This window comes from Pantoea sp. Tr-811, from assembly GCF_011752535.1.
GTDB lineage: Bacteria > Pseudomonadota > Gammaproteobacteria > Pseudomonadales > Pseudomonadaceae > Aquipseudomonas.
Genome location: NZ_VWXJ01000011.1, coordinates 115,665 through 139,130, shown reverse-complemented (window position 1 = coordinate 139,130; position 23,466 = coordinate 115,665). Strand labels below are relative to the sequence as shown.

Here is a 23,466-nt window from a genome sequence, read left to right as displayed (position 1 = left end):
CCAGCCGTGTTCAGGCTTTCGGGTTGCGCACGTAGCGCACCACCACCAGGCAGGCAATCAGGATCAGCGGGGCAATCGACAACATGCCCATGTAGCTGCTGCCGGTGAGGTCGTTGATCTTGCCCACCATTACCGGCGCGACGATGCCGCTAAGCTGCCCTACCGAGTTGATCGCTGCCGTGCCCGTGGCAATCGCCAGGCCCGAGAAGGTCGATTGCGGTATGGTCCAGAAAATCGGGATGGCAATGAACGTGCCTGCCGTGGCCAGCACCAGCGCAGCCATCATCGCCCACGACGAATCGGCATACAGGCAGGCCAGCAGGTAGCCCAGCGCCGCCGCCAGCAGGCAGTACACCAGGTAACGCTTGCGCTCGCCGGTGCGGTCGGAGCGCTGGGTCAGCAGCACCATGCCAACGCAGGCCACGGCATAAGGCAGCGCCGACAGCACGCCCACCCAGAGCATGTCCTGCACCCCCGACGACTTGATCAGGTGCGGCATCCAGAAGTTCAGGCCATAGGACGCGGTTTTCACCACGTAATAGATGAACGCCATGATCGCCACCTCGCGGGTCAACAGTACCCGCCAGATCGACCCCAGCACCGGCTTGTGCACGCGCGTGTCCTGGGCCAGGTTCTCCAGCAGCAGGTCTTTTTCCTGGCGGCTCAGCCATTTTGCCGCCTCGATATCGCGGTCAAGCTTGCACAACACCAGCACGCCCAGCACCACACAGGGCAAGCCCGACATCAGAAACAGCCAGTGCCAGCCGGCCAGGCCCAGCACGCCGTCCATGCTGCCCAGCAGGAAGCCGGCCGCCGGCCCGCCCACTGCCCCGGCCAGGGGCACGGCGAGGAACCACAGGCCATTCATCTTCGCCAGGTGTTTGCGCGGAAACCAGCAGGCCAGGTAGAACAGGATGGCCGGGCCAAAGCCGGCTTCCATCACGCCAATCAGAAAACGCAGGAAATACAGGGTGTACTGGGTATAGGCAAACACCAGGCAGGCCGTGGCGATGCCCCAGGACACCATGATCCGGCAGATCCACGCCGGCGCCCCGTAGCGTTTCAGGCCCAGGCTGCTGGGCACCTCGAACAATACGTAGCCGATGAAGAACATGCTCGCGGCCAGGCCATAAGCCGCATCGCTCAGGCCAAGTTCCGCCTGCATCTGGGTCTTGGCAAAGCTGATGTTGATACGGTCAAAGTAGGAGAACAGAAAGCAGATGATGGCCAGCGGCATGATGCGCCAGGCCACCCGGCGGTACAGCAGCAGTTCGTCGATGTGATGGTCGGCGCGCTCGCGCGCCAGTTCACCAGTCATGGCAACCATGATGAATCTCCATTGTTGTAATTATTGGAGAATGGCGACGCCCGGGTGAGCGCCGCTTGGCAAAGCGCAGTCAGCCGATGCGCACCAGCTTTTCCCTGAAGGCCTGGCCCTTGCGCACATACTCGGCGGCATTGGCGTGCATGCCGGCGATCGCTTCCGGGCTCAGCTCGCGCACAGCCTTGGCCGGTGCACCGAGAATCAGCGTGTTGTCGGGAAACACCTTGCCTTCCGTGACGACGGCGCCAGCCCCGACCAGGCAGTTGCGGCCGATCACCGCGCCATTGAGCACCACCGCCTGAATGCCGACCAGGGCGCCATCGCCAATGCGGCAGCCATGCAGCATGGCCTGGTGGCCGATGGTCACATTGCACCCCACGTCCACGGCGAAGCCTGGGTCGGCATGCAGCACCGCGCCTTCCTGCACGTTGCTGTGCTGGCCGATGCGAATTGGCTCGTTGTCACCGCGCAGCACCGCCTGCGGCCAGATGCTCACCCCTTGCGCCAGGGTCACGGCGCCGATCACCGTGGCGTCTTCGGCAACGAAGGTTTCCGGGTGAAGGTCGGGGGTCAGCGTGTCATATCGGTAAAGGGCCATTCAGCGCACTCCCTGGGCTTGGTCATCGGTTCTCAGCACCCCAGCGGCGCACAACTGGGCAATGTGTTCGTCGCTGTAGCCCAGGCCCCGCATCACCTCGCGCGTATGCTCGCCAATCCGCGGGATCGGCCGGCGCGGTTGCAGGCGCTGGCCATCCAGCGACAACGGCAGCAGCGGCATCGGGGTGTGGCTGCCGTCCTCCAGGGCCAGCGCGGCCAGGCCGCCGCTCTGGCGCAGGTGCGGGTCGTCGAACAGCTCCTCCGGGCGGCGGATGGGCGCGAACGGAATGCCGTTGGCTTCCAGCTCCACCGCCAGGCGCTGGGCATCCAGCGTTGCGAACACCTCGGCCAGGTGGGCCAACAGCCGCGGGCGTTGCAATACCCGGTCATTGTTGCTGGCCAGCGTCGGGTCATCGAGCAAGGCGGTCTGCCCCAGCACCTGGCACAAGGCATGCCACTGCCCTTCACCGGTGGCGGCGACGAACATCTGCTCACCGCCGGCGAAACTGAACACGTCGTAGATCGCCCAGGCGCTGATGCGGTTGGGCATGGGCGCCGCCGCCTCGCCGGTTACCACATACTGCTGCATGTGCTGGGCGGCCAGCAGCACGCAATTTTCGTACAGTGCACTCTGCACTTCCCGGCCGCTGCCGCTTTCATGACGCTCGTTGAGCGCAGCGAGCACGCCGATGGCGCCGAACATGCCGCCCATGATGTCGTTTACCGAGCTGCCAGCGCGCAAGGGCCGCCCGACCGGCCCGGTCATGTAGGCCAGGCCGGCCATCATCTGCACCACCTCGTCCAGGGCCAGGCGGTTGTCGTAGGGGCCGTTGAGAAAGCCCTTGTGCGAGGCGTACACCAACCGTGGGTTGCGCTGGCGCAGGCTGGTGTAGTCGAAGCCCAGGGTGTGCATGCGCCCAGGCTTGAAGTTTTCGATGAACACGTCGGCGGTGTCCACCAGTTCAAGCACTGCCTCGCGCCCCTGGGGCGTCTCGACGTCCACGGCGATGCATTGCTTGTTGCGATTGAAGGTGCGGAAGAAACCCGCTCCGGCGCCCAGCAGGCGGCGGGTGCCGTCGCCGCGGGTGGGTTCGATCTTGATTACCTCGGCGCCCAGGTCGCCGAGGATCATGCCGCAGGTAGGGCCCATTACCATATGGGACATTTCGACGACACGGATGCCGTCCAGGGGAAGTCTGGCCATCAGGCGATTCCTCGGTAGTTCAGTGGCAACCCGGCGCGGGCAATCGCCCCGTACAGTGCTTCATCGGGCAAGGCGTCACGCAGCACCTGGCGCGAATCGATTAGCGCCTGCAGGTCGATTCCGGTGTCGTGGCCCATGGCCTGGAGCATGAACACCAGGTCCTCGGTCACCGTGTTGCCCGAGGCCCCCGGGGCGAACGGGCAGCCGCCCAGGCCTGCCAGCGAGGCGTCCAGTTCGACGATACCCTGCTGCACCGCAACCAGGCTGTTGGCCAGGGCCAGGCCGCGAGTGTCATGGAAATGCGCGGCGCGCAGGCGCTCGCCGGCAATGCCGCGCACCGCCTGGATCACCTGCGCGACCTGGCCGGGGTTGGCGTAGCCTGTGGTGTCACCGAGGGAAACTAGGTCACAGCCGGCCTCGATCACCTGGCGGGTCAACGCGCACAGGTCGGCCAACGGCACATCGCCCTGGCGCGTGCACCCGAAGGCCACGGACATACCGGCAATCATCTGCACACCATGACGCCCCGTGTCGCTGCGCAGCTGGCACATGCGCCCCAGCTCCTCGACCATCTGCTGCGGGGTGCGGCGCACATTGGCCAGGCTGTGGGCGGTGCTCACCGACACTGGTGCGACAATGCGCTGGGCGCCCGCGTCCAAGGCATCCTGGGCGCCGCGCAGGTTGGGCGCCAGCACGGTGACGACCAAGTCCGGGTAGCTCAGGGCATGGGCCACCACCTGCCGGGCGTCAGCCATCTGCGGCAGCAGGCGCGCCGGCACGAACGAGGCCACTTCCATATGCCTTACGCCGGCGGCATAGGCGCTGTCGATCCAGCGCTGCTTGGCGGCAGTCGGCATTACCGTGCTCAGGCTTTGCAGGCCGTCACGCAGGCCCACTTCATTGATGGTTATTGTTGTCATCACGGTCTCTCTGGCTAAAGCGTGGGGCCAGACTAAGAGCAGGATGACGGGCAGAAAAGACGTGTTTTACGGGCTGATCCATCGCCAACCACGATGGATCAGCTGCGCGGTTGCCAGGCCGGTGCGCGCAGCAGCAGATGGTCGAGCAGGCGGCGTGCCGACAGGCTCAGGGCATTGCGGTCGCGCATGCAGATGACGAACTCGCCCAGCGCCCAGTCATCCACCAGCGGGATCACCCGCAAGCCAAATAGCTGGGCGTAGCGCGCCACCGCCTCTTGCGGGAACACCGCCAGGCCCAGGCCGAACTGCACCAGCCGGTAGGCGGCATCGAACGACGATACATAGGAACGAAACCGTAACGCCTTGCCCGCCGCCTCGGCGCTCTCGCGCATGAAGCTGTTCAAGGTGGCGAACGCCGACAGCCCCAGGTGCTCGTAGTCCAGGGTGTCCTCGAAGGCAATGCTGTCGCGCCCGGCCAGCGGGTGCTCGGCGCCCACCACCACGGCCAAGTGGTCCTGCCGGTACGGCAGGAACTCCAGGTCGCCAATGGCCATGGAGCGCCGGCAGATGCCGAGGTCGGCACTGCCCTCTGCCACCCCGCGTACCACGTCAGGGCTGAACCGCTCCTCGATATCGGCCTGGATCAGCGGGTTTTCCAGCATGAAGGCCGACAGCTCCTCGGGCAGGAACTCCATGATCGACGACACGTTGGCCAGCACCCGCACATGCCCGCGCGCGCCCTCGGCGTACTCGCTCAATTCGCTGTCCAGACGCTCCATGGCGCGGGTCAGGCCGCGCGCGTGGCGCAGCAGTGCCAGCCCGGCCGGGGTGGGCGCGACCCCGCGCTTGCTGCGCTTGAGCAGGGCCGTGCCAAAACGCGCCTCGATGTCCGAAATACGCTTGCTGACCGCCGACGGCGCCATGAACGCACGCTCGCTGGCGCGGGCGATGGTGCCTTCCTCGCAAACCACGACGAACAGGTGCAACGACAGGTGATCGAGGTGCTGCATGGCGGGCCCCACGGCAGGAAATGCAGCTATGCTAACACCAGTCGTCGGCTTGCCCAGTGCCGCAGCAAGCCGTGGCAACCATTCATCCGACACCCCCTTGCCAGCATCAGGCGGCTCATCTAAACCTTAATTTCTCGGCCAATGATGGCTATGTGACTTGCCCTCGGTACCCCCGAAACGCATCTGTCATGAAGGGAGAAGGACCTTGAACCGCTTCAAAATCGCCATCCACCTCGCCGTTATCCGCGCATCGCTCGATGGCCTTCGCCATAACCCCTTCCCTTTCCCGCACCTCATCCATTGATCGAGGGACGTCACTATGCTCGTTTGCGACCCACAAGACGTCATCGCCAGGCTCACCGATGCCTACGCCGACATCGTCGCGCTCGACAACTTCGCGCTCAGTTGCCAGGGCATCAAGGTTGGGCGCCTGGCAGAAGAGCCCGCCTGGTTTACCCAGGTGGCCATCGAGTTCCGGCGCCTGGACGCCGCAGCCGATGTCTGGCAGTTGGACCGGCCACTGGTGTGGCTGCCGGTGCTCCAGGCCTTTCGCGAGTACGCCACCACCTTCACTGCCAGCGCCTGGCTGGTCGCCCCCGAGGTGGCCAATGACGGGCGCCTGTGGGCCGACCTGCTCAAGCAGCGCCTGCTGCCCAAAACTGCCAGAAGCCTTGCCGCAACCCGGGCCGCCGACAAGGAGCTAAAGGGCATGATCCGTGCGTTCGGCAGCCCTCAGCCGCAGATGCGCACGGCCATCGCCGCCGGCCTGCAGGCCCTGGCCAGCGAACCCCAACAGACACTCAAGCCCAGCACGCGCCAGGCCCACCTGACCCGCGCAGTGGCCGCCATGGGCGGTATCCAGGCCCATTACCTGACACTGCGCGGCGCCTTGCCGCGGCTAGTGGAAGTGTGGGAGGCCCAGCAGGCCAGCCTCGATCAGGCGCTGGCGGCGCTGACGGCAGGCGCCCAGCCCAGCGACTGCCCGGGCCTTACCAGCCTGCCCGGTGCGCTGGCAGCCTGGCAGGTCATCGATGCCTTCGTGGCCCACCTGGCGCAGCACGATGCCAGCAACGCCAGCGCACCGCTCATCGACCTGAGCAGCGGCGACCTGAGCCCGATCTGCCCCTCGCTGACGCGCATGTAAGCTGGCGTTGCGGTCGCCGCAATCGCCAGCAGCCCGTATGATGGCCGTCTACGCCTGAGGCCACTTATGTTCGACTGGGAAGACCTGCGCCATTTCTCCGCCTTTACCAGCGCCGGCTCGTTGTCGGCGGCTGCCCGGCAACTGGGCGTCGACCACGCCACCGTGGCCCGGCGCATCGCCGCCCTGGAGCAGGCCCTGAACCTCAAGCTGGTCGACCGCAGGCCCCGGGCCTACGCGCTGACCGAGCAAGGCCGGCGGGTGGGCGAATATGCCGAACAGATGACCCAGTCGTCGTTCGCCCTGGAGCACTTCGCCAATGCCGGCCAGCAGCAGGTCGAGGGCGAGGTGGTGCTGGCCGCCCCGCCCGCGCTGTTGGGCAGCATCATCGCCCAGCACTTGGGTGCACTGTACCAGCGCTACCCACACCTGCGCCTGACCCTGGTCGGCAGCAAAACCCGCGCTTCGCTGGCGCGGCGCGAGGCCGACATCAGCGTCGCCCTGGCCAGGCCCAGCGAACCTACCTTGGTGGCCAGCCTGCTGGGTTACCTCGATTACCGGCTCTACGCCGCCCCCGCCTACCTGCGCAGCGCCAGTGCCGTGCGCTACATCGGCTATGACCAATCCCAGGCCAAGTCGCCCCAGCAGCAATGGCTACTGCGCCAAACCGGCAACCAGCCCTTTGCCCTGCAAAGCAACGACCTACGCATCCAGGCCCAGGCCGCAGCGGGCGGCATCGGTATCGCCTGCCTGCCAGCGTTCATGGCACAGGAGCATGGCCTGGAGGTGGCCGGGCGCGACGAGCAGACCATGAGTATCGAAATCTGGCTGGCGGTGCACGAAGATGTGCGCAACACGCCGCGTATCAAGGCAGTGACCCATTTTCTCCAGCAGCAGGTACGGCCGTTGCTGCGCTTGTGAATTTTTGCAGATGTCGCCTGCACCGATGCGGAATTTGCGCAGGGCCGTATCACCGTTAAGCTGCCCCCCGATGCACAACCAATCAGTGAGGAGAAGCGGATGCAGTACGTCAAACTGGGTACCACCGGCCTGGACATCTCGAAACTGTGCCTGGGCTGCATGACCTTTGGCGAGCCAGATGCCGGCACCCACCCCTGGACCCTGGGCGAAGCCGATAGCCGGCCAATCATTCGCCATGCCGTGGAGCAAGGCATCAACTTCTTCGACACGGCCAACAGCTACTCGGCCGGCACCTCGGAAATCATCCTCGGCAAGCTGCTGAAAGAGTTCACCCGCCGCGAGGAAACGGTGATCGCCACCAAGGTGTTCTACCCCGCCAACATGTGGGAAGGCAGCACCCGCCCCAACGAGCAGGGCCTGTCGCGCAAGGCGATCATGGCCAATATCGACGCCAGCCTGACCCGCTTGGGCACCGACTACGTCGACCTGTACCAGATCCACCGCTGGGACTACCACACGCCCATCGAGGAAACCATGGAAGCCCTCAACGATGTGGTCCGCGCCGGCAAGGCGCGCTACATCGGCGCCTCGTCGATGTATGCCTGGCAGTTCGCCAAGGCCCAGCAGGTCGCTGCCAGCAATGGCTGGAGCCGCTTCGTGTCGATGCAGAACTACCTCAACCTGGTCTACCGCGAGGAAGAGCGCGAGATGATTCCGCTGTGCCTGGACCAGGGCGTCGGCCTGATGCCCTGGAGCCCGATGGCCCGCGGCCGCCTGACCCGCCCCCACGGGCAGCAGACCGCGCGTACCCGCACCGACATTTCCGGGCAGTCGTTCTATGAAAAAACCGAAGCCGAAGACGGCCGCGTGATCGATGTGGTCGAACAGCTCGCCCGCGAGCGCGGTGTGCCGATGGCGCAGGTGGCGCTGGCCTGGGTGCTGGGCAAGCGCGGTGTTTCGGCACCGATTGTCGGCGCCTCGAAAGTGGCGCAGCTGGACGATGCGATTGCCGCCCTGGCGTTCGAACTCAGTGCCGAGGAAATCGCCCGCCTGGAAGCGCCCTATGTGCCCCACGCGGTGACCGGGTTCAAGTAAGCCGGTACCGGCCGCTTCGCATTTTCAAGCGCGCACGCTACCCGCATGCGCGCCGCGAATCCCCTGTAGGAGCGGGCTTGCCCCGCGAACACCGGCGCAGCCGGTGCCATGCACCGCATCGCCTGCTTCGCGGGGCAAGCCCGCTCCTACAGGGGGATTGCAGCTCGCAGGGGTAGGACGGACTTCATCACCCCAGGGTGGCCGATCATCAAGCGCTTAGGGATCAGGCACCGCCCCCGTATAACTGCCGCCACACCTATGCGACAATAGGCTCAATGTCTGGTCTCAACCCCCGCATTTATCGCCCAACAGCTCGGGCAAAGCGTGCAGATGCTCTTATCGACGTGTGCACGTTGGATTCACTCGTCCAACGACTGGCAGGAGCTCGAAAAGCTCCAGATTGGTCCCAAATTGGTCCCAAGCTGAAAAAGCACTATGTAAGTTACTGATAGGTAAGCCCTTTGATCTCCACCGCCAACATCACCATGCAGTTCGGCTCCAAGCCGCTGTTCGAAAACGTCTCGGTCAAATTCAACAACGGCAACCGCTACGGCCTGATCGGCGCCAACGGTTGCGGCAAGTCGACCTTCATGAAGATCCTCGGCGGCGACCTGGAGCCGTCCGGTGGCCAGGTCATGCTTGAGCCGAACACCCGCCTGGGCAAGCTGCGCCAGGACCAGTTCGCCTACGAAGAATTCACCGTGATCGACACCGTCATCATGGGCCACGGCCAGCTGTGGAAAGTCAAGGCCGAGCGCGACCGCATCTACTCGCTGCCGGAAATGACCGAGGAAGACGGTATGGCCGTCGCCGAGCTGGAAACCGAATTCGCCGAAATGGACGGCTACACCGCCGAGTCCCGCGCCGGTGAACTGCTGCTGGGCCTGGGTATTCCGCTGGAGCAGCACTTTGGCCCGATGAGCGAAGTGGCACCTGGCTGGAAGCTGCGTGTGCTGCTGGCCCAGGCGCTGTTCTCGGACCCGGACGTGCTGCTGCTCGACGAGCCAACCAACCACCTGGACATCAACACCATCCGCTGGCTGGAAACCATCCTCACGGCGCGTAACAGCACCATGATCATCATTTCCCACGACCGGCACTTCCTCAACAGCGTGTGCACGCACATGGCCGACCTGGACTACGGTGAGCTGCGCCTGTTCCCGGGCAACTACGACGAGTACATGACCGCGGCCACCCAGTCGCGCGAGCAGTTGCTGTCGGACAACGCCAAGAAGAAAGCCCAGATCGCCGAACTGCAGACCTTCGTCAGCCGCTTCTCGGCCAACGCCTCCAAGGCCAAGCAGGCCACTTCGCGCGCCAAGCAGATCGACAAGATCCAGCTGGCCGAGGTCAAGCCTTCCAGCCGCGTCAGCCCATTCATTCGTTTCGAACAGACCAAGAAACTGCACCGCCAGGCGGTGGTCGTCGAGAAAATGGCGAAAGCCTTCGATGACAAGGTGCTGTTCAAGAACTTCGACATCACCGTCGAAGCCGGCGAGCGCGTGGCGATCATCGGCCCCAACGGTATCGGCAAGACTACCCTGCTGCGCACCCTGGTCGGCGAGATGACCCCGGATGCAGGTTCGGTGAAGTGGACCGACAGCGCCGAAGTGGGCTACTACGCCCAGGACCACGCCCACGACTTCGAAGACGACATGACCCTGTTCGACTGGATGGGCCAGTGGACCAGCGGCGAGCAGGTGATCCGCGGCACCCTGGGGCGCATGCTGTTCTCCAACGACGAGATCCTGAAGTCGGTGAAAGTGATTTCCGGTGGCGAGCAAGGCCGCATGCTGTTCGGCAAGCTGATTCTGCAGAAGCCGAACGTGCTGGTGATGGACGAGCCGACCAACCACCTGGACATGGAATCGATCGAAGCGCTGAACCTGGCGCTGGAGAACTACCCAGGCACCCTGCTGTTCGTCAGCCATGACCGTGAGTTCGTGTCGTCGCTGGCAACCCGCATCATCGAGCTGAGCCCTGATGGCGTGGTGGACTTCAGCGGGACCTATGACGATTACCTGCGTAGCCAGGGCGTCGTGGTCTGAGCTGACTGACTGGGCCGCCTGGGCGGCCCTTTCGCGGAACAAGCCCGTTCCTGTAGGAGCGGGCTTGCCCCGCGAATAAGGCCAACACAAATCCCACAGGTTGGCACAACCCGACGAATAATTCGTTAGCCTGCTTTCATTTCCCCTCCACACCGGCCATGATGGGCGCACGCTAAACCGCCCACCCGCGAACGAGCCCATGACCGCGCAGCAACCCGCCCCCGCCAGCAGTACCTTCAGCATCACCCTGCAGATCCTTTCGATCGTTTTCTACACCTTCATCGCCTTCCTCTGCATCGGCCTGCCGATCGCGGTGTTGCCCGGCTACGTGCATGACCAGCTGGGTTTCGGCGCCGTCATCGCGGGGGTCACCATCGGCCTGCAGTACCTGACAACCCTGCTCAGCCGCCCGTTTGCCGGGCGTGTGGCCGATACCCTGGGGGGCAAGAAAGCCATTCGCTATGGCCTGATCGGTATCGCCGGGTGCGGGGTGCTGACGCTGCTCTCGGCCTGGTCGTTGCAGCTTCCGCTGCTGAGCCTGGCCCTGTTGCTGGGCGGCCGGGTGCTGCTGGGGCTGGCCCAGGGCCTGATCGGCGTTGCCACGCTCAGCTGGGGCATCAGCCAGGTCGGGCCCGAGCATACCGCCCGGGTCATCTCCTGGAACGGCATTGCCTCCTACGGCGCCATCGCCATTGGTGCACCGGTGGGCGTTCTGGCGACGGCCAGCCTGGATTTCAGCGTGCTCGGCCCTACCCTGCTGGTGCTGGCCCTGGCGGCCTTGCTGGTGTTGCGCAAGCGCCCGGATGTGCTGGTGACGCGGGGCGAACGGCTGCCGTTCTGGTCGGCATTCAGCCGCGTGGCGCCCTGTGGCCTGGGCCTGACCCTGGCGTCGATCGGTTACGGCACACTCACTACCTTCGTTACCCTCTACTATTTGGAACGCGGCTGGGTCGGCGCGGCCTGGTGCCTGAGCGCGTTTGGTGTGTGTTTCATCATTTCCCGGCTGCTGTTCGTCAATGCCGTGAACCGTTTTGGCGGCTACAACGTGGCCATGGCCTGCATGGCCACCGAAGTGCTCGGCCTGAGCCTGCTGTGGTTGGCACCCTCCCCGGCCTGGGCACTGCTGGGGGCGGGGCTGACCGGCTTTGGGCTGTCGCTGGTGTACCCGGCGCTGGGCGTGGAGGCGATCAGGCAGGTGCCCAGCAGCAGCCGCGGAGCCGGGTTGGGCGCCTATGCGGTGTTCTTCGACATGGCGTTGGCGATTGCCGGGCCGGTGATGGGCAGCGTCGCCGTACACTTGGGCTACGCCTCGATCTTCTGCGTTGCCGCGTTGCTGGCCCTGGCCGGGGTCGGCCTAACGCTGCTGCTGGCGCGGCGCAGCCGTCGCGGCTGAGCGTTCGGCATGCTCGGGCCCGCCCAGGGCCTGGGTGAAGAAGGCTGCGGTATCCTGCTGCAGGGAATGGTGAATATGCCGGCGGTCGACCCCTTCGGCATCCTTGCACAGCGCGGCCATGCGCGTGCGCTGCTCATCGTCGCAGCGGGCCATGAACACGAAGTGCCCGGCACCGGCCAGCAGGCGGTAGTCCGGGGTTAACGGCAGCTTGCGCGCCAGGGCCTCGGCATTGCGGTCCACGGCCACCAACTGGTCGCTGTCACCGCTGTAGATCAGCGCTGGCACCTTCACCCCGGCCAGGGCATGGCGCCCGAACATCAGGCTCAACGGCGCCATCAGCATCACCGCGCCCACCCGCGCGTCGGCCTTGGGCGCCAGCTCACTGCGGTCGGCAATCAGCACGCCGTGGGTCTTGCAGGCGTCGTTGTCGGTGGGGCGCTCCAGGCAGTACTGGCGCAGGCGGTCAAGGTCGGGCTGGCCGCCTGACAGAATCAGCGCGGTTTCGCCACCTGCCGAATAACCGATCACCCCCACCTTGCCGTCATTCAGGTACGGCCCGAGCAGGGCATCCTCGCGCGCTGCAGTAATGGCTGCACTGACCTGCAAAGGCCGGCCATAGAGGTTGCTCAGCGTACCCAGGCGGCTGTGGTCGCGGGCGTTGTCACCGGGGTGGATCACCGCCACCACCACGAACCCCTCACGGGCCAGGGAAGTAGCCAAATAATGAAGGGCCAACGGGCTACCGGTATTGCCGTGGGACAACACCAGCAGTGGGAACTGCCCGAGTGCAACCGGGGCTTCCTCGGCAACATCGACCGGGTAGCCGTCGATACGGATGTTGTGCAAGGTGCCTTGGGACGGATAGAACGCCAGCGCCTGCATCGGCCGCTCGTCCACCGGGTCGGTCAGGGTCATGTGATGCAGGCCCGCCACCCAGCTGGATGCCTGGGCCTGGGCCAGCAGGCCAGCGAACAGGAGCACGGCCAACACGCAACGGGAGGTCTTCATCGGCCGGCTTCCGCACAGAGCGAGGGGATTTTGTCAGCATAGGACTGACGGCCCCGCAGGCACATGAAAACTGGATGAAAAAAGCCGGCTGCCGCCCAAAGGCGACAGCCGGCTTTTTTACAAGGCTTGCGATCAGGCGGCAGCGAACAGTTCGTTGGCGATTTGCGCCTGGGCCGCGTCGATGGCCTGGGTGCGCTGCTCCGGGCCGTAGGCCAGGCCATGGGCACGCACCACTTCTACTTCGGTGATGCCGATGAAGCCGAGGAATACCTTGAGGAAGTCCTCATGGCCAACACCGGTTGGCTGGCCAGCGTGCAGGCCACCGGCGGTGGACACCAGCACCACCTTCTTGTCGCCGCACAGGCCTTGCGGGCCGGCTTCGGTGTACTGGAAGGTCTTGCCGGCGACGGCAACGCGGTCGATCCAGGCTTTGAGCTGGGTCGGCACGCTGAAGTTGTACATGGGGGCGCCAATCACCACGGCATCGGCGGCAAGGAATTCGGCCAGGGTTTCGGCGCTCAGCTTGGCTTCGAAGGCCTGGGCAGCGTCACGGGCTTCTTCCGGGGTGCCAGCTGCCACCAGGGTGGCCGACGAGAAGTGGGCGATGGCGTCGGCGGCCAGGTCGCGGTAAACCACCTCGATGCTTGGGTCGGCAGCCTTCCAGGCGTCAACCACTTCGCGGCTCAGCTGGCGGGAGGCGGAATTGTCGCCCAGGATGCTCGAATCGATGTGCAACAGTTTCATGGGACTCTCCTGTGAATGAAGACCGCAGCGTTGGGCGATCACGATGGGGAGAATCCTACCGGGATGTCGAATGGCTGATAAGTCGCAGAAAATGCGTTAGTTTGTCCCACAGATGGAACAGTCACGACGCTTTGGGTATCTTGCCTGCTGCTTCGCAGGCCTTCCGGTCCGCTTCAGCGTTCGCCCCAAGCTCTTCGGCAAGAAGGTCAATCAGCCCACGCACGGACGGAAGCAACCCGCGCTTGGAGGGGTAGACAGCATGGATTAGCCCGCTAGGCGGTCGATAAGCTGGCAACACCTCGACGAGCAAACCAGCCTCCAGGTCATGCCTCACCATCACCTCTGGCATCTGTACAACCCCCACGCCCTTGATCGCGGCCCGGTGAAGTGAGTCCAGGTCGGCAGTGACGAAGCGTGGGCTATGGGGGACCTCTACACGGTTCCCAGAGGGGTCGATAAATGCCCAGCGGTGGTCACGATTGGCTGGCGCCAGGTCCATGCTAGGCAGCCCAATGAGATCGGCGGGCTCTTCCAATTGAATGCCTTCGACCAGCGACGGTTTCGCCACGAGCTTCTGATAGCTTTCGCCGAACACCTTGAGGAAAAGGTTTTCGTCTTGCAGAGGGGGGAAGCGCACACGCAACGCGATGTCGAAGCCTTCCCCCAACACGTCCACTCTGCGGTTGGTGCTCTCGACCTGGATCTGCACGTTGGGGTGAGCGACCATGAACTTCGCCATGGCATCGCTCACCCCCATCGCCGCCAGCGCCGGCGGGCAGCTGACGCGGATTAGCCCATGGGGCTCTGATCGCGACTGCTCGATGACCTTTTCAGCAGCATCGGCCTCAACCAGCATGCCTACGCAATGACGGTAGTAGTCCTGCCCGATCTCGGTGACGGTGAATTTCCGTGTTGAGCGCTGGATCAGGCGCACGCCCAGCCGTTCTTCAAGGGCAAGAACCCGGCGGCTTAGCTTGGATTTCGGAATGCCAATTTTCCTGGCGGCCGCGGCAAAGCCCTTGTGCTCGACCACTTGGGCGAAGAAGTACAATTCGTTGTAGTCAAACACAGGGGCAATCCGGCAGCCGAAGAACAAAGGCCATTATTGCAGGTAACGACCGCTTGAACCTACAACTGCCAGAGCGACGCCATTGAGCTGGACTGTCGCCGTTTACATGATGTTCAGAGCCCTTGCACATTTGACCTATTGGACTTTTCCACGCGGGTCGTCGATGTGTTGTTTGGCTACGTCATAGCGAATGCCTTCCCGGCTCAGGATCCGCACGTTCTTCACCACCGTGGCCAGCGCATGCAGGAACGTGGCCGAGTGCTCATGGCGTTCATACGCCTGCTCATCAGCCCACCCTTCAGTGAGGTGAAAGGTATTCGGGTTGCTCAGATCCTGGGCAAACGCATAGTAGATGCAGCCCGGAAGCTTCTGCGCGGCGAGCATTTCCGGAACAACGGCGTCGATGAACGTCTGGCGGTCATCGGGATGAACGCGGTAATAGGCGCTGACCAGAATCTGCGTAGGTTGAGTCTTGTCGTGGTCGGACGCTGCGGCGATGTGGGTGGCTTGCATAGGTATTCTCCAGGCGTTCGATAGGGTTCAGGCAGCATCGCGCGGGGCGAAGGCGGTGGCGGCGGCAAGGGTGTTCATCGACTCGCGCAACAACTGGATCTTGCCGTCGTGCGCCACCAGGCGCCCGGCGTAGGACTGCTGGTAGATTCGCCCGGTGGCCGGCACTGGCGCTTCTACATCGTATTCGGCGAACGCCTGGTCCGGGGTATCGATCAGGAAGCGAATGCTGCGGAACTTGAAGTCCGGCACTTTCACCAACAGCGCTGCGATGAAGGCTTCGATCTGCTGCGGCCCTTGGGCACGATCAGGGATGCCCAGGGATTTGAGATAAGGGATTTCCAGCGCACCGTCGTCGGCGAATAGCGCGGCGGCGGCACGTGGATCCTGGATCGTGTCCAGGTACTGCTGAAAGAGTTGCACGGCATTTTTCATGGTCATCGTCCTCGGGGGCTTCAGGTTGCGGCGCGGGATCGCCGAACATGCGGACCACATTAACCAGCCGTGCCAACCACGAAAATAGCAAAGATTGAAAGCTATCGTTTCACTTATGAAATCACCTTGCCTTCCCAACGCCAGGCGGGGTCAGACAGGTGCTCATGGAAGAAATCGGACAGTGCCCTGATCTTCGCCGGGCGTGTGCGCGCCGAGGGCGTCACGAAGTACAGCCCGCCCCGGGTCATGCTCCATTCAGGCAATAACCGCTCCAGGCGGCCATCGGCCAGGTATTCACTGGCGATGAACTCTGGCAATTCGGAAATGGCCAGGCCTTCGAGCAATACCGGCAGCATGGCGTCCGAGTTGGTGACGCGCAGCGGACCGTTCGGCACAACATCTTCTTCAGTGCCGGAGGCATCGGTGAAGCGCCACACCTGGGTGCGGGCGCGGTAGGCGTAGCTCAGGCATGGCACGTTTGCCAAATCCCTCGGGTGCTGCGGGCGACCGTGCTGTTGCAGGTAAGCAGGCGAAGCCACCAGAAACTGAGTAACGGCGCACAGTCGCCTGGCCACCAGTGACGAATCGGGCAACGCGGCAATCCGCAACGCTGCGTCGAAACCATCGGCCACCAGGTCCACCGAGGCATCGGACAGGTGCAGGTCGATAGACAGCTCAGGGTACTGAAGAATCAGCTTCGGCAGCAACGGCGCCACCCAACGCAGCCCGAACGACATCGGCACGGCCAGCCGAACCTGGCCGCGTGGCTGTACCGACAGCTCCATGGCCTCGCCCTCGACCTCCTCAGCCTGGCGATAGATCTCACCCGCCTTGCCGGCCATGCTGTGGCCGAATTCGGTCAACGACAACTGCCGTGAGGTGCGATTGAACAGGCGCCCGCCCAGCCGCTCTTCCAGCCGTGCGACCGCGCGCGACACCGTCGGCACCGACACGCCCATGACCCGCGCCGCCGCGGCGAAGGAACCTTCTTCTGCCACTTTGGCGAACATGGCCAAGCCTTCGAAATCAGGAAGTTTGCTCATTTCATTTCTGCAACGATGGGTTTCAAGCAATTCTATTTTGAATTTTCCGGCGCGTCGATACGCTTATCCCATCGCAGCACTTCGGGCTGCTCACCTACCTGATCAACCGAGAAAATACCCACCATGAAAACCGTAAAGACCGCCTTGATTGCATTATCCGTAACCCTCGCCTCGCATGCCCAGGCTGCCGCCACCAGCACCCCGCTCCCCCAATCGACGCCCGATAGGCTTCAGGTGTCGATGATCGATCACGTCGGCATGAACGTGCCGGATATCAACGCGGCCATTGGCTTCTTTTCCGACCTGACCGGTGCCAAAGTGATCTCTGACATCACGCCGGGCAATGTCCCCCCCGCGTGGAAAACACAGTTCCGCTGGCATCAATCCAGTGAGTTGCAACGCTTCGTAATGCTGGAATTGACGGGCGGGGCCAAGATCGAACTGTTCCAGTATCGTGGCTCGCACATCAATCAAGTTCACCCGCACGGCGATGACATCGGCGCAAGCCACTTTGCCCTCAAGACCGCGGACATGGCGCGCAGCCTGTCGATCATCAAGGCCAAGGGCCTGACGATTCTCAATGAGCCAATCACCAATGCCGATGGTGTGCAGTGGATGTACTTCCTGACACCGTGGGGCGCCCAGGTGGAGTTGGTTTCGAGCGCTGCTGTGCTGTAGGGCTATTTGCTCGGCTCTGCGGGTACAATTTGCTGGCGACGCAGGCGTGGGTCGATCACCTGGCGGCATCCCTTCGAGGCTTGTGGAGAGCGGTATGTCCAAACAGAAAATGACCGAGCAACAGGTGGCCGAGTATTGCCTGAGCCTGCCCGGCGCGCGGGAAGACTACAAATGGGGCGGGCTGCGGGTGTTCTCGGTGGCTGGCAACAAGATGTTCGCGGTACAGGGGCTGCAAGGCGCAGCGTTGATGTTCAAGGTTGCCGACGAGCTGTTCCTGGGCTACTGCGACCGGCCCGGTGTGCGGCCGGCGCCGTATCTGGCGCGGGCCAAGTGGGTGAGCATGGAGCAGCCCTACCCCATGGGCCGGGACGAGTTGTGCGACCTGCTGCAGCGCTCGCACCAGTTGGTGGTGAAGCGCTTGCCGAAGAGGCTGCAGGTGGGCTTGATGATTTAAATGGCCGTTTTGTGTAGGAGCGGGCTTGCCCCGCGAACACCGGCTTAGCCGGTGCCATGCGCCGCGGTGCCTGCTTCGCGGGTCAAGCCCGCTCCTACAGAAATATCATTTAAACCAGATAGTTACGATTCCATCCGGACGAGGGCCGGTACAGGCAACCATCAACCGAACGGCAACAACCGCGCCCCCAGGAACAGGTAGTCTATCCAGAACACCTGGTGCACCAGCACAATCCCCCAGAACACCAACTGGTACGACAGCTTGCGGGTTTTGTGGCGCAGCAGCTGCTGCGCCACCAACGCCCCCGGCCAGCCGCCCAGCAGCTCGCTGGCGTGCAGCACCTTTTCCGGCGTGCGCCAGGCGTTGCGCTGGGCCTGGCGCTTGTCCCGCCAGTACAACAGCAGGCTGATCACGCTTGCCAGTGGGTACAGCGCCAGCGCTACCCAGCCCTGCCCGCGCCAACCCAGCTGCACTGCGCCCACTACCGGCAACAGGCACAACAAGCCCAGCGCCAGCCCTTTCAGGCGTGCATGGCGCACGCCCACCCCACGTTCGGCGCCGCGTGCCGCCGTACCTTGTGCCTTGGCCATGTCAGCTGTTCGCCGTCGACCAGTCCACCCAGCCGAACTGCCAGGTCGCCAGGATGAACAAGCCAAAGACGATGCGGTACCAGGCAAACGCGGCATAGCTGTGGTTGGCAATGAACTTGAGCAGCGCACGCACGGCGATCATGGCGAAGATGAACGAGGTGACGAAACCGATGGCGAACACCGGCAAATCGCCCGGCTGGAACAAGTCACGGTACTTGTAGCCCGAGTACACCGCCGCCCCGACCATGGTCGGCATCGCCAGGAAGAACGAGAACTCCGTGGCCGCCTTGCGCGACAGGCCAAACAGCAGGCCGCCGATGATGGTCGAGCCCGAGCGCGAGGTGCCCGGAATCATCGCCAGGCACTGCACGAAGCCGATCTTCAGCGCGTGGGTCCAGCGCATGTCGTCCACATGGTCGACGTCCACACGGTGCTCGCGGCGCTCGGCCCACAACATGATCACCCCACCAATCACCAGCGCCGTGGCCACGGTGATCGGGTTGAACAGGTAGTGGTGAATCAAGTCGGCAAACAGCACGCCCAGCACCACGGCCGGCAGGAATGCCAGCAACAGGTTGGCGGTAAAGCGCCGTGCCTTGGGCTGGCTGGGCAGGCCGAAGACAATGTCGAGGATCTTGCTGCGAAACTCCCACACCACCGCAAGGATGGCAGCGAGCTGGATGATGATGTTGAACGCCATTGCCCGCTCGCCACCAAAATCGATCAGGTCGGCGACGATGATCTGGTGCCCGGTACTGGAGATCGGCAGAAACTCCGTGAGCCCTTCCACCACACCCAAGATAATTGCCTGCAAGGCGGTCCAAAAATCCATCATTCCCCCTGGAGCACTGCTCTTGCAGGCCCCTTATTCTTTGATTTGCTAGTGATTACCGCACGCGGCGCGCCTTTTTACAGCCTGTGCTGGGACCGGCGCCAGTGGAAAAGTTCACCGTGCCTAAAGGTTTCATCTTGCATGGCCGAAATCCTAGCAAAGCGTTGTTGCAAAGGCTCGCGAGCCCAATGGCAGAGTAGCCAAATACCAGCACTTAGCCATTAGTCGGGTGTGGCCGATAAGCAAAGCATGCTTGGATGCACCTGAATAACAAGAACAAAGCAGGAGTGGCAGGTGATGAAGACATTGCGGTCGATGTCGATCAGCCGGCGGTTGTGGCTGATCCTGGTGGTTGCGGTGGGCATGCTGGTGGTGCTCGGCCTGCTGATGCTGCGCCAGATCCATGGCGATCTGTACCAGGCCAAGGCGGAAAAGACCCGCCACGTGGTACAGACCGCAGCCGGGGTGCTGGCCTATTACCAAGGCCTTGAGGCCGCCGGCACGCTCAGCCGCGAGGCGGCCCAGCAACAGGCCCTGCAGGTGGTGCGCGCATTGCGCTATGACCAGAACGACTATTTCTGGATCAACGACCTGGGGCCGACGATGATCATGCACGCGGCCAACCCCAAGCTCGATGGCCAGGACCTCTCGGCCATCCGCGACCCAGACGGCTTTGCCGTGTTCAACGAAATGGTCGCCCTCGCCCGCAGCCAGGGCGCCGGCCCCGTCGACTACCGTTGGCCCAAGCCGGGTGCCAGCGAGCCGGTGGCCAAAACTTCCTACATCCAACTGTTCAAGCCCTGGGGCTGGATCATTGGTTCGGGGGTGTATGTCGATGACGTTCAGGCCGAGTTCGCCCGCCAGCTGCGCGATGCCTCGCTGATCGGCTTGGTCATCGCCCTGCTGCTGGCGCTGGTGGTGACACTGATCGCCCGCAGCATCGCCCGCCCCTTGCAGGAGGCAGTGCAGGCGATGGGCAATATCGCCAGCGGCGAGAGCGACCTGACCCGGCGCCTGGACACCCACGGCCGCGATGAAATCACCCACCTGGGCGAACATTTCAACCGCTTCAACGGCAAGCTGCAGGGTGTGGTCGGCCAGTTGCAAGGGGCCGCCCACGCCCTCGCCCAATCGGCCGGCCAGGTCGGCGACAACGCCGGGGCCGCGCAGCAACACAGCGCCCAGCAATCGTTGCAGATGGACCAGGTGGCCACGGCCGTCAACGAAGTCACCTACGCCGTGCAGGACGTGGCCAAGACCGCCGAACAGGCCGCCGGCGAAATGCGCGCCGCGCAGCAGCAGGTGCAGCACGGCCAGCAGGCCATCCATGGCAGCCTGCAGCAGATCGACCGGCTCTCGGCAACCATCGACCAAGCCGTGCAGGTGATCCGTGACCTGGCCGGGCATAGCACCAAGATTGGCGGTGTGCTGGAGGTAATTCGCTCGATTGCCGAACAAACCAACCTGCTGGCCCTCAACGCCGCCATCGAGGCGGCCCGCGCCGGCGAGCAAGGCCGCGGGTTTGCCGTGGTGGCCGACGAAGTGCGCCTGCTGGCCCAGCGCACGGCCCAGTCGACGGCCGAGATCCATACCATGATCGAGCACCTGCAAGGGCAGTCGGACGCGGCCGTGAAGGCCATCGACACCAGCAGCGAAGCCTCGCGCCAAACCGTCGAGCAAGCCCGCGAGGCCGGCACCAGCCTGGATGCCATCAGCCAGGCGTTGCACAACCTCACCGCCCTCAATGCCTCGATCGCCAGCGCCACCTTGCAGCAATCGCATGTGGTCGAGGAGATCAACCGCAACGTGCTGGACACCGCCGGCCTGTCCCAGCAAACCGCCGATGCGGCGCTGCAGTCGAGCAGCGCCGGGGTGGCGCTGGGGCAACTCAGCGAAGAGCTCGAACAGCTGTTGCGCCAGTTCAAGGTGTAGCCTGCGCAGGCGCGACCCTTGTGGATTCGCGCCTACTCCTTCCTGCTGCCACGCGCTACAATCGCGCCCCCTCTCGCCCCAAGGATCGCCGATGTCCGGCCTCGAACTCATCGCCGCCGTGCTCGGCGTCATCGCCGTATGGCTCACCGTCAAACAGAACGCCTGGTGCTGGCCAATTGGCCTGGTGATGGTGCTTATCTATGGCTGGCTGTTCTTCGAGGTGAAGTTGTACTCCGGCATGCTCCTGCAACTGGCCTATGCGCTGCTGCAACTGTATGGCTGGTGGCAGTGGAAACGCCCTGACCAGGTGGCTGAAGCACGCCAGGTGTCGCGCCTGGGGCCGCCCGCGCTGCTGGCTGGCCTGGTGGCCGGCGCCCTGCTAAGCGTGGCCCTTGGCGCTGCCATGGCCCACTGGACCGATGCCGCGATGCCCTGGCTGGACGCCACGCTCACCGGCTTCAGCCTGGTCGCCCAGCTGTGGATGGCACAGAAGCGCGTGCAGTGCTGGCCACTGTGGGTTGTGGTGGATGTGGTCTACGTCGGCCTGTACCTGCACCAGCAGCTGTACTTCACGGCCGGCCTGTTCGCCCTGCTTACCCTGATTGCCGTGCGTGGCTGGCTGGAATGGCGCCGCGACCCAGCGCTGGTGCCAGCATGAAGGTCCTGGTGCTGTGCGGGCCGGAATCCAGCGGCAAGAGCTGGCTCAGTGGCGAAATCCAGGCCCACTTCGGAGGCATCGTGGTGGGTGAGTACGTGCGCCACTTCATTGACCGTGAAGGCCGCGACACCTGCTATGCCGATATCACCCCAATTGCCCAGGGCCAGTTGCAGTGGGAAGACCAGGCACGCCTGCAGGCCCCGGAGCTGCTGATTCTCGACACGCACCTGCTCAGCAACATGCTGTGGAGCCGCGCCCTGTTCGATGACTGCCCGCCGTGGCTGGAACAGGCCCTGCTCAGCCGCCACTACCACCTGCACCTGTTGCTCAGCCCGCAGGGCGTGGGCTGGGTAGCCGATGGCCAGCGCAGCCAGCCAGACCTGGCCGACCGCCAGGCGTTCTTCGATGACAGCCTCGACTGGTTGCAGCGCCACCAGCGCCCCGTGCAGATCATTGGCGGTGATTGGCCCCAGCGCAGCGCCGCCGGCCTTCAGGCCGTGCAAGGGCTGCTGGCTGGAAAAACACCGGTTTGCGCCACCGAGTGTTAAGCCCATGACACAACTCGCGCAGGCCAAGCCCCCGTCACTGCGGGCTTGGCCTGGGTTTGCGGGCCAGTGTCAAGCTGATGAAACAGTGTGCCTTGAAGGCCTTCGAGCAACGTAAATGCTGGGCCAAACCCGGTTTTACTGAATTTCTGTCTCAGCGCTGATACAGCATGTTCAGCTCACGTTCAGGCTGTGAACGCAACCTGTTGAATTCTCTATAAAATCAAAAAGCGGCACGCCTTTCGCTCTCCTCCCTCGCAACGCTGAACAGACCAGCGCCCGAAGAAGGAGTCGCCGTCATGGGGAAACTCGACAAAGGCATCTGCCATTTGCTGCTGGTCGGTTGTGCATTGGGCTCGGGCCTTGCGACCCTGAGCGCCCAGGCCGCGGATGGCATCATCGTGATCACTCGCGATGTGCAACCACGCATTGCCTACCGCCAGCCCCTCCAGCCCGATCCGAATCCGACCACCGTCAATGCCAACCCGGCAGCCCAGGTGCTCAAGCAAACCAATGAACTCAGTGACGGCGATTTCGCAAGCGTGAGCAGCGGCGCCGGCATCACTTCGCTGATCACCCAGCAAACCAACGGCATCGGCAGCAACATCAACCAGCAGAGCCAATTGCCGAACATGGCCGGGGGCCGTGGCACCGGTGGCGGCAATGGCATCTCGAACATGGTCAACTCCAGCGTGCAGCGTGGCCTGGCGCCCCTGCAGATCCTGACCGGAGGCCAATGACATGAGGCACATGCTGCTGATTCTGGCTTCACTGTGCAGTGCAACGGCGTTGGCCGGTTCACCGGTCATCGACAACGCCACCATCGACAACTCCGGCGCCAACTACCAGGGCAACGTCGGCGTCAACCAGGCCGCCGGCGACCAGCAACAACAGGCCAACGCCCGTGCCTTGGCCACTGGCCACAATGCCAGTGCCGTCACCGACATTCGTCAGCGCCTCAACACAGCCCCCGACCCGGCCCGCGATACCCAGGCCAATATCCAGGGCAATTCCTTCAGCGGTGGCAACGGCGCACTGGGTGTGAACCAGGCCGCCGGCGCCGCCAACCAACAGGCCAACGCACTGCGCATCAGCATCAGTGCCCAGCCGCAAAGTCTCGACGACAGCGTCCTCAAGCAACAGAACGTGGCGCTGCTCAACAACTCCGATGCAACTGACTCCACCCCCGGTTATCGCCATGTCAGCACCAGCGACCAGGCCTTCACCGGTAGCCGTGGGGTGATTCAGTTGAATCAGAGCGCAGGGGTGGGAAACCAGACGGCCAACACCTTCAGCGTGCGGGTTGCTCAATGAC

The 23,466-nt window shown here is 63.8% G+C and carries 25 protein-coding genes; 12 read left to right on the top strand and 13 right to left on the bottom strand.

The features are described 5' to 3' along the window. Window positions 1-10 precede the first annotated feature (10 nt). The 5 genes from F3J44_RS17740 to F3J44_RS17720 form a co-directional block, all read right to left on the bottom strand. Window positions 11-1,327, bottom strand: coding sequence for an MFS transporter (locus F3J44_RS17740; protein WP_167274514.1), 1,317 nt, complete (start codon window positions 1,325-1,327; stop codon window positions 11-13). A 70-nt stretch (window positions 1,328-1,397) separates the two neighbouring features. After that, entirely contained in the window at window positions 1,398-1,922 is a 525-nt protein-coding gene (locus F3J44_RS17735) for a gamma carbonic anhydrase family protein (protein ID WP_167274511.1), read from the bottom strand. Further along, window positions 1,923-3,125, bottom strand: coding sequence for a CaiB/BaiF CoA-transferase family protein (locus F3J44_RS17730; protein WP_167274508.1), 1,203 nt, complete (start codon window positions 3,123-3,125; stop codon window positions 1,923-1,925). Further along, complete coding sequence (locus F3J44_RS17725) at window positions 3,125-4,045, bottom strand: hydroxymethylglutaryl-CoA lyase (RefSeq protein WP_167070711.1); 921 nt, start codon at window positions 4,043-4,045, stop codon at window positions 3,125-3,127. The genes F3J44_RS17730 and F3J44_RS17725 overlap by 1 nt, the downstream gene beginning before the upstream one ends. Window positions 4,046-4,143: 98 nt before the next feature. Continuing rightward, window positions 4,144-5,055: a LysR family transcriptional regulator gene (locus tag F3J44_RS17720; protein WP_167274505.1), complete on the bottom strand. Its 912-nt coding sequence runs from the start codon at window positions 5,053-5,055 to the stop codon at window positions 4,144-4,146. A 319-nt stretch (window positions 5,056-5,374) separates the two neighbouring features. On the opposite strand from F3J44_RS17720, the gene F3J44_RS17715 reads away from it, so the two are divergent. The 5 genes from F3J44_RS17715 (at window position 5,375) to F3J44_RS17695 (ending at window position 11,653) form a co-directional block, all read left to right on the top strand. Further along, window positions 5,375-6,199, top strand: a complete 825-nt coding sequence (locus F3J44_RS17715) for a hypothetical protein (protein WP_167274502.1) — start codon at window positions 5,375-5,377, stop codon at window positions 6,197-6,199. A gap of 66 nt (window positions 6,200-6,265) precedes the next feature. Next, a complete protein-coding gene (locus tag F3J44_RS17710) occupies window positions 6,266-7,117 on the top strand; it encodes a LysR family transcriptional regulator (protein WP_167274499.1) in 852 nt (283 codons plus the stop codon). 99 nt (window positions 7,118-7,216) lie between these two features. Then, window positions 7,217-8,212: an aldo/keto reductase gene (locus F3J44_RS17705; RefSeq protein WP_167274496.1), complete on the top strand. Its 996-nt coding sequence runs from the start codon at window positions 7,217-7,219 to the stop codon at window positions 8,210-8,212. A 461-nt stretch (window positions 8,213-8,673) separates the two neighbouring features. Beyond that, entirely contained in the window at window positions 8,674-10,260 is a 1,587-nt protein-coding gene (locus tag F3J44_RS17700) for an ABC-F family ATPase (protein ID WP_167274493.1), read from the top strand. 199 nt (window positions 10,261-10,459) lie between these two features. Continuing rightward, window positions 10,460-11,653: an MFS transporter gene (locus tag F3J44_RS17695; protein ID WP_167274490.1), complete on the top strand. Its 1,194-nt coding sequence runs from the start codon at window positions 10,460-10,462 to the stop codon at window positions 11,651-11,653. Here the strand turns inward: F3J44_RS17695 and F3J44_RS17690 are convergent. From F3J44_RS17690 to F3J44_RS17665, 6 genes are all read right to left on the bottom strand, one after another. Then, entirely contained in the window at window positions 11,615-12,661 is a 1,047-nt protein-coding gene (locus tag F3J44_RS17690) for a dienelactone hydrolase (protein WP_167274486.1), read from the bottom strand. The genes F3J44_RS17695 and F3J44_RS17690 overlap by 39 nt on opposite strands. A 132-nt stretch (window positions 12,662-12,793) precedes the next feature. Next, window positions 12,794-13,405 carry an FMN-dependent NADH-azoreductase gene (locus F3J44_RS17685; RefSeq protein WP_167070703.1) on the bottom strand — a complete coding sequence of 204 codons (612 nt, stop codon included), beginning with the start codon at window positions 13,403-13,405 and terminating at the stop codon, window positions 12,794-12,796. Between the two features lie 121 nt (window positions 13,406-13,526). Then, window positions 13,527-14,474 carry a LysR substrate-binding domain-containing protein gene (locus tag F3J44_RS17680; RefSeq protein ID WP_167274485.1) on the bottom strand — a complete coding sequence of 316 codons (948 nt, stop codon included), beginning with the start codon at window positions 14,472-14,474 and terminating at the stop codon, window positions 13,527-13,529. Between the two features lie 135 nt (window positions 14,475-14,609). Further along, entirely contained in the window at window positions 14,610-14,987 is a 378-nt protein-coding gene (locus F3J44_RS17675) for a putative quinol monooxygenase (RefSeq protein WP_167070701.1), read from the bottom strand. 27 nt (window positions 14,988-15,014) lie between these two features. Further along, window positions 15,015-15,419, bottom strand: a complete 405-nt coding sequence (locus tag F3J44_RS17670) for a nuclear transport factor 2 family protein (protein WP_167070700.1) — start codon at window positions 15,417-15,419, stop codon at window positions 15,015-15,017. A 113-nt stretch (window positions 15,420-15,532) separates the two neighbouring features. Beyond that, window positions 15,533-16,462 (bottom strand): LysR family transcriptional regulator, encoded by a 930-nt coding sequence (locus F3J44_RS17665; RefSeq protein ID WP_167274481.1) that lies wholly within the window; start codon window positions 16,460-16,462, stop codon window positions 15,533-15,535. A gap of 123 nt (window positions 16,463-16,585) precedes the next feature. Here F3J44_RS17665 and F3J44_RS17660 point away from each other — a divergent pair, with 123 nt between their 5' ends. Together F3J44_RS17660 and F3J44_RS17655 are read left to right on the top strand one after the other, a co-directional pair. After that, complete coding sequence (locus F3J44_RS17660; RefSeq protein WP_167274478.1) at window positions 16,586-17,140, top strand: VOC family protein; 555 nt, start codon at window positions 16,586-16,588, stop codon at window positions 17,138-17,140. A gap of 94 nt (window positions 17,141-17,234) precedes the next feature. Next, entirely contained in the window at window positions 17,235-17,594 is a 360-nt protein-coding gene (locus F3J44_RS17655; protein ID WP_167274476.1) for an MmcQ/YjbR family DNA-binding protein, read from the top strand. Between the two features lie 161 nt (window positions 17,595-17,755). Here F3J44_RS17655 and F3J44_RS17650 read toward each other — a convergent pair whose 3' ends face one another. Both F3J44_RS17650 and F3J44_RS17645 read right to left on the bottom strand, forming a co-directional pair. Continuing rightward, on the bottom strand, window positions 17,756-18,184 hold the full coding sequence (locus F3J44_RS17650) for a DUF1294 domain-containing protein (RefSeq protein WP_167274473.1): 429 nt from the start codon (window positions 18,182-18,184) through the stop codon (window positions 17,756-17,758). Window position 18,185: 1 nt separating this feature from the next. After that, window positions 18,186-19,019 (bottom strand): undecaprenyl-diphosphate phosphatase, encoded by an 834-nt coding sequence (locus tag F3J44_RS17645; protein WP_205299967.1) that lies wholly within the window; start codon window positions 19,017-19,019, stop codon window positions 18,186-18,188. Between the two features lie 294 nt (window positions 19,020-19,313). Between F3J44_RS17645 and F3J44_RS17640 the strand changes: the two genes are divergently transcribed. From F3J44_RS17640 to F3J44_RS17620, 5 genes are all read left to right on the top strand, one after another. Then, window positions 19,314-20,948: a methyl-accepting chemotaxis protein gene (locus tag F3J44_RS17640; protein WP_167274468.1), complete on the top strand. Its 1,635-nt coding sequence runs from the start codon at window positions 19,314-19,316 to the stop codon at window positions 20,946-20,948. A gap of 91 nt (window positions 20,949-21,039) precedes the next feature. Beyond that, window positions 21,040-21,606, top strand: a complete 567-nt coding sequence (pnuC, locus tag F3J44_RS17635) for a nicotinamide riboside transporter PnuC (protein ID WP_167070693.1) — start codon at window positions 21,040-21,042, stop codon at window positions 21,604-21,606. After that, on the top strand, window positions 21,603-22,154 hold the full coding sequence (locus tag F3J44_RS17630; RefSeq protein ID WP_167070692.1) for an AAA family ATPase: 552 nt from the start codon (window positions 21,603-21,605) through the stop codon (window positions 22,152-22,154). Before pnuC ends, F3J44_RS17630 begins: the two co-directional genes overlap by 4 nt. Before the next feature lie 296 nt (window positions 22,155-22,450). Further along, on the top strand, window positions 22,451-22,891 hold the full coding sequence (locus tag F3J44_RS17625; RefSeq protein ID WP_167070691.1) for a hypothetical protein: 441 nt from the start codon (window positions 22,451-22,453) through the stop codon (window positions 22,889-22,891). A gap of 1 nt (window position 22,892) precedes the next feature. After that, complete coding sequence (locus F3J44_RS17620; RefSeq protein ID WP_167070690.1) at window positions 22,893-23,465, top strand: adhesin; 573 nt, start codon at window positions 22,893-22,895, stop codon at window positions 23,463-23,465. Window position 23,466 lies beyond the last annotated feature (1 nt).

Excerpts from the sequence above, each read along its gene's own strand:
- F3J44_RS17740 (WP_167274514.1), bottom strand. The coding sequence starts at position 1,327 with ATGGTTGCCATGACTGGTGAACTGGCGCGCGAGCGCGCCGACCATCAC.
- F3J44_RS17735 (WP_167274511.1), bottom strand. The coding sequence starts at position 1,922 with ATGGCCCTTTACCGATATGACACGCTGACCCCCGACCTTCACCCGGAA.
- F3J44_RS17730 (WP_167274508.1), bottom strand. The coding sequence starts at position 3,125 with ATGGCCAGACTTCCCCTGGACGGCATCCGTGTCGTCGAAATGTCCCAT.
- F3J44_RS17725 (WP_167070711.1), bottom strand. The coding sequence starts at position 4,045 with ATGACAACAATAACCATCAATGAAGTGGGCCTGCGTGACGGCCTGCAA.
- F3J44_RS17720 (WP_167274505.1), bottom strand. The coding sequence starts at position 5,055 with ATGCAGCACCTCGATCACCTGTCGTTGCACCTGTTCGTCGTGGTTTGC.
- F3J44_RS17715 (WP_167274502.1), top strand. The coding sequence starts at position 5,375 with ATGCTCGTTTGCGACCCACAAGACGTCATCGCCAGGCTCACCGATGCC.
- F3J44_RS17710 (WP_167274499.1), top strand. The coding sequence starts at position 6,266 with ATGTTCGACTGGGAAGACCTGCGCCATTTCTCCGCCTTTACCAGCGCC.
- F3J44_RS17705 (WP_167274496.1), top strand. The coding sequence starts at position 7,217 with ATGCAGTACGTCAAACTGGGTACCACCGGCCTGGACATCTCGAAACTG.
- F3J44_RS17695 (WP_167274490.1), top strand. The coding sequence starts at position 10,460 with ATGACCGCGCAGCAACCCGCCCCCGCCAGCAGTACCTTCAGCATCACC.
- F3J44_RS17690 (WP_167274486.1), bottom strand. The coding sequence starts at position 12,661 with ATGAAGACCTCCCGTTGCGTGTTGGCCGTGCTCCTGTTCGCTGGCCTG.
- F3J44_RS17685 (WP_167070703.1), bottom strand. The coding sequence starts at position 13,405 with ATGAAACTGTTGCACATCGATTCGAGCATCCTGGGCGACAATTCCGCC.
- F3J44_RS17675 (WP_167070701.1), bottom strand. The coding sequence starts at position 14,987 with ATGCAAGCCACCCACATCGCCGCAGCGTCCGACCACGACAAGACTCAA.
- F3J44_RS17670 (WP_167070700.1), bottom strand. The coding sequence starts at position 15,419 with ATGAAAAATGCCGTGCAACTCTTTCAGCAGTACCTGGACACGATCCAG.
- F3J44_RS17665 (WP_167274481.1), bottom strand. The coding sequence starts at position 16,462 with ATGAGCAAACTTCCTGATTTCGAAGGCTTGGCCATGTTCGCCAAAGTG.
- F3J44_RS17660 (WP_167274478.1), top strand. The coding sequence starts at position 16,586 with ATGAAAACCGTAAAGACCGCCTTGATTGCATTATCCGTAACCCTCGCC.
- F3J44_RS17655 (WP_167274476.1), top strand. The coding sequence starts at position 17,235 with ATGTCCAAACAGAAAATGACCGAGCAACAGGTGGCCGAGTATTGCCTG.
- F3J44_RS17650 (WP_167274473.1), bottom strand. The coding sequence starts at position 18,184 with ATGGCCAAGGCACAAGGTACGGCGGCACGCGGCGCCGAACGTGGGGTG.
- F3J44_RS17645 (WP_205299967.1), bottom strand. The coding sequence starts at position 19,019 with ATGATGGATTTTTGGACCGCCTTGCAGGCAATTATCTTGGGTGTGGTG.
- F3J44_RS17640 (WP_167274468.1), top strand. The coding sequence starts at position 19,314 with ATGAAGACATTGCGGTCGATGTCGATCAGCCGGCGGTTGTGGCTGATC.
- pnuC (WP_167070693.1), top strand. The coding sequence starts at position 21,040 with ATGTCCGGCCTCGAACTCATCGCCGCCGTGCTCGGCGTCATCGCCGTA.
- F3J44_RS17630 (WP_167070692.1), top strand. The coding sequence starts at position 21,603 with ATGAAGGTCCTGGTGCTGTGCGGGCCGGAATCCAGCGGCAAGAGCTGG.
- F3J44_RS17625 (WP_167070691.1), top strand. The coding sequence starts at position 22,451 with ATGGGGAAACTCGACAAAGGCATCTGCCATTTGCTGCTGGTCGGTTGT.
- F3J44_RS17620 (WP_167070690.1), top strand. The coding sequence starts at position 22,893 with ATGAGGCACATGCTGCTGATTCTGGCTTCACTGTGCAGTGCAACGGCG.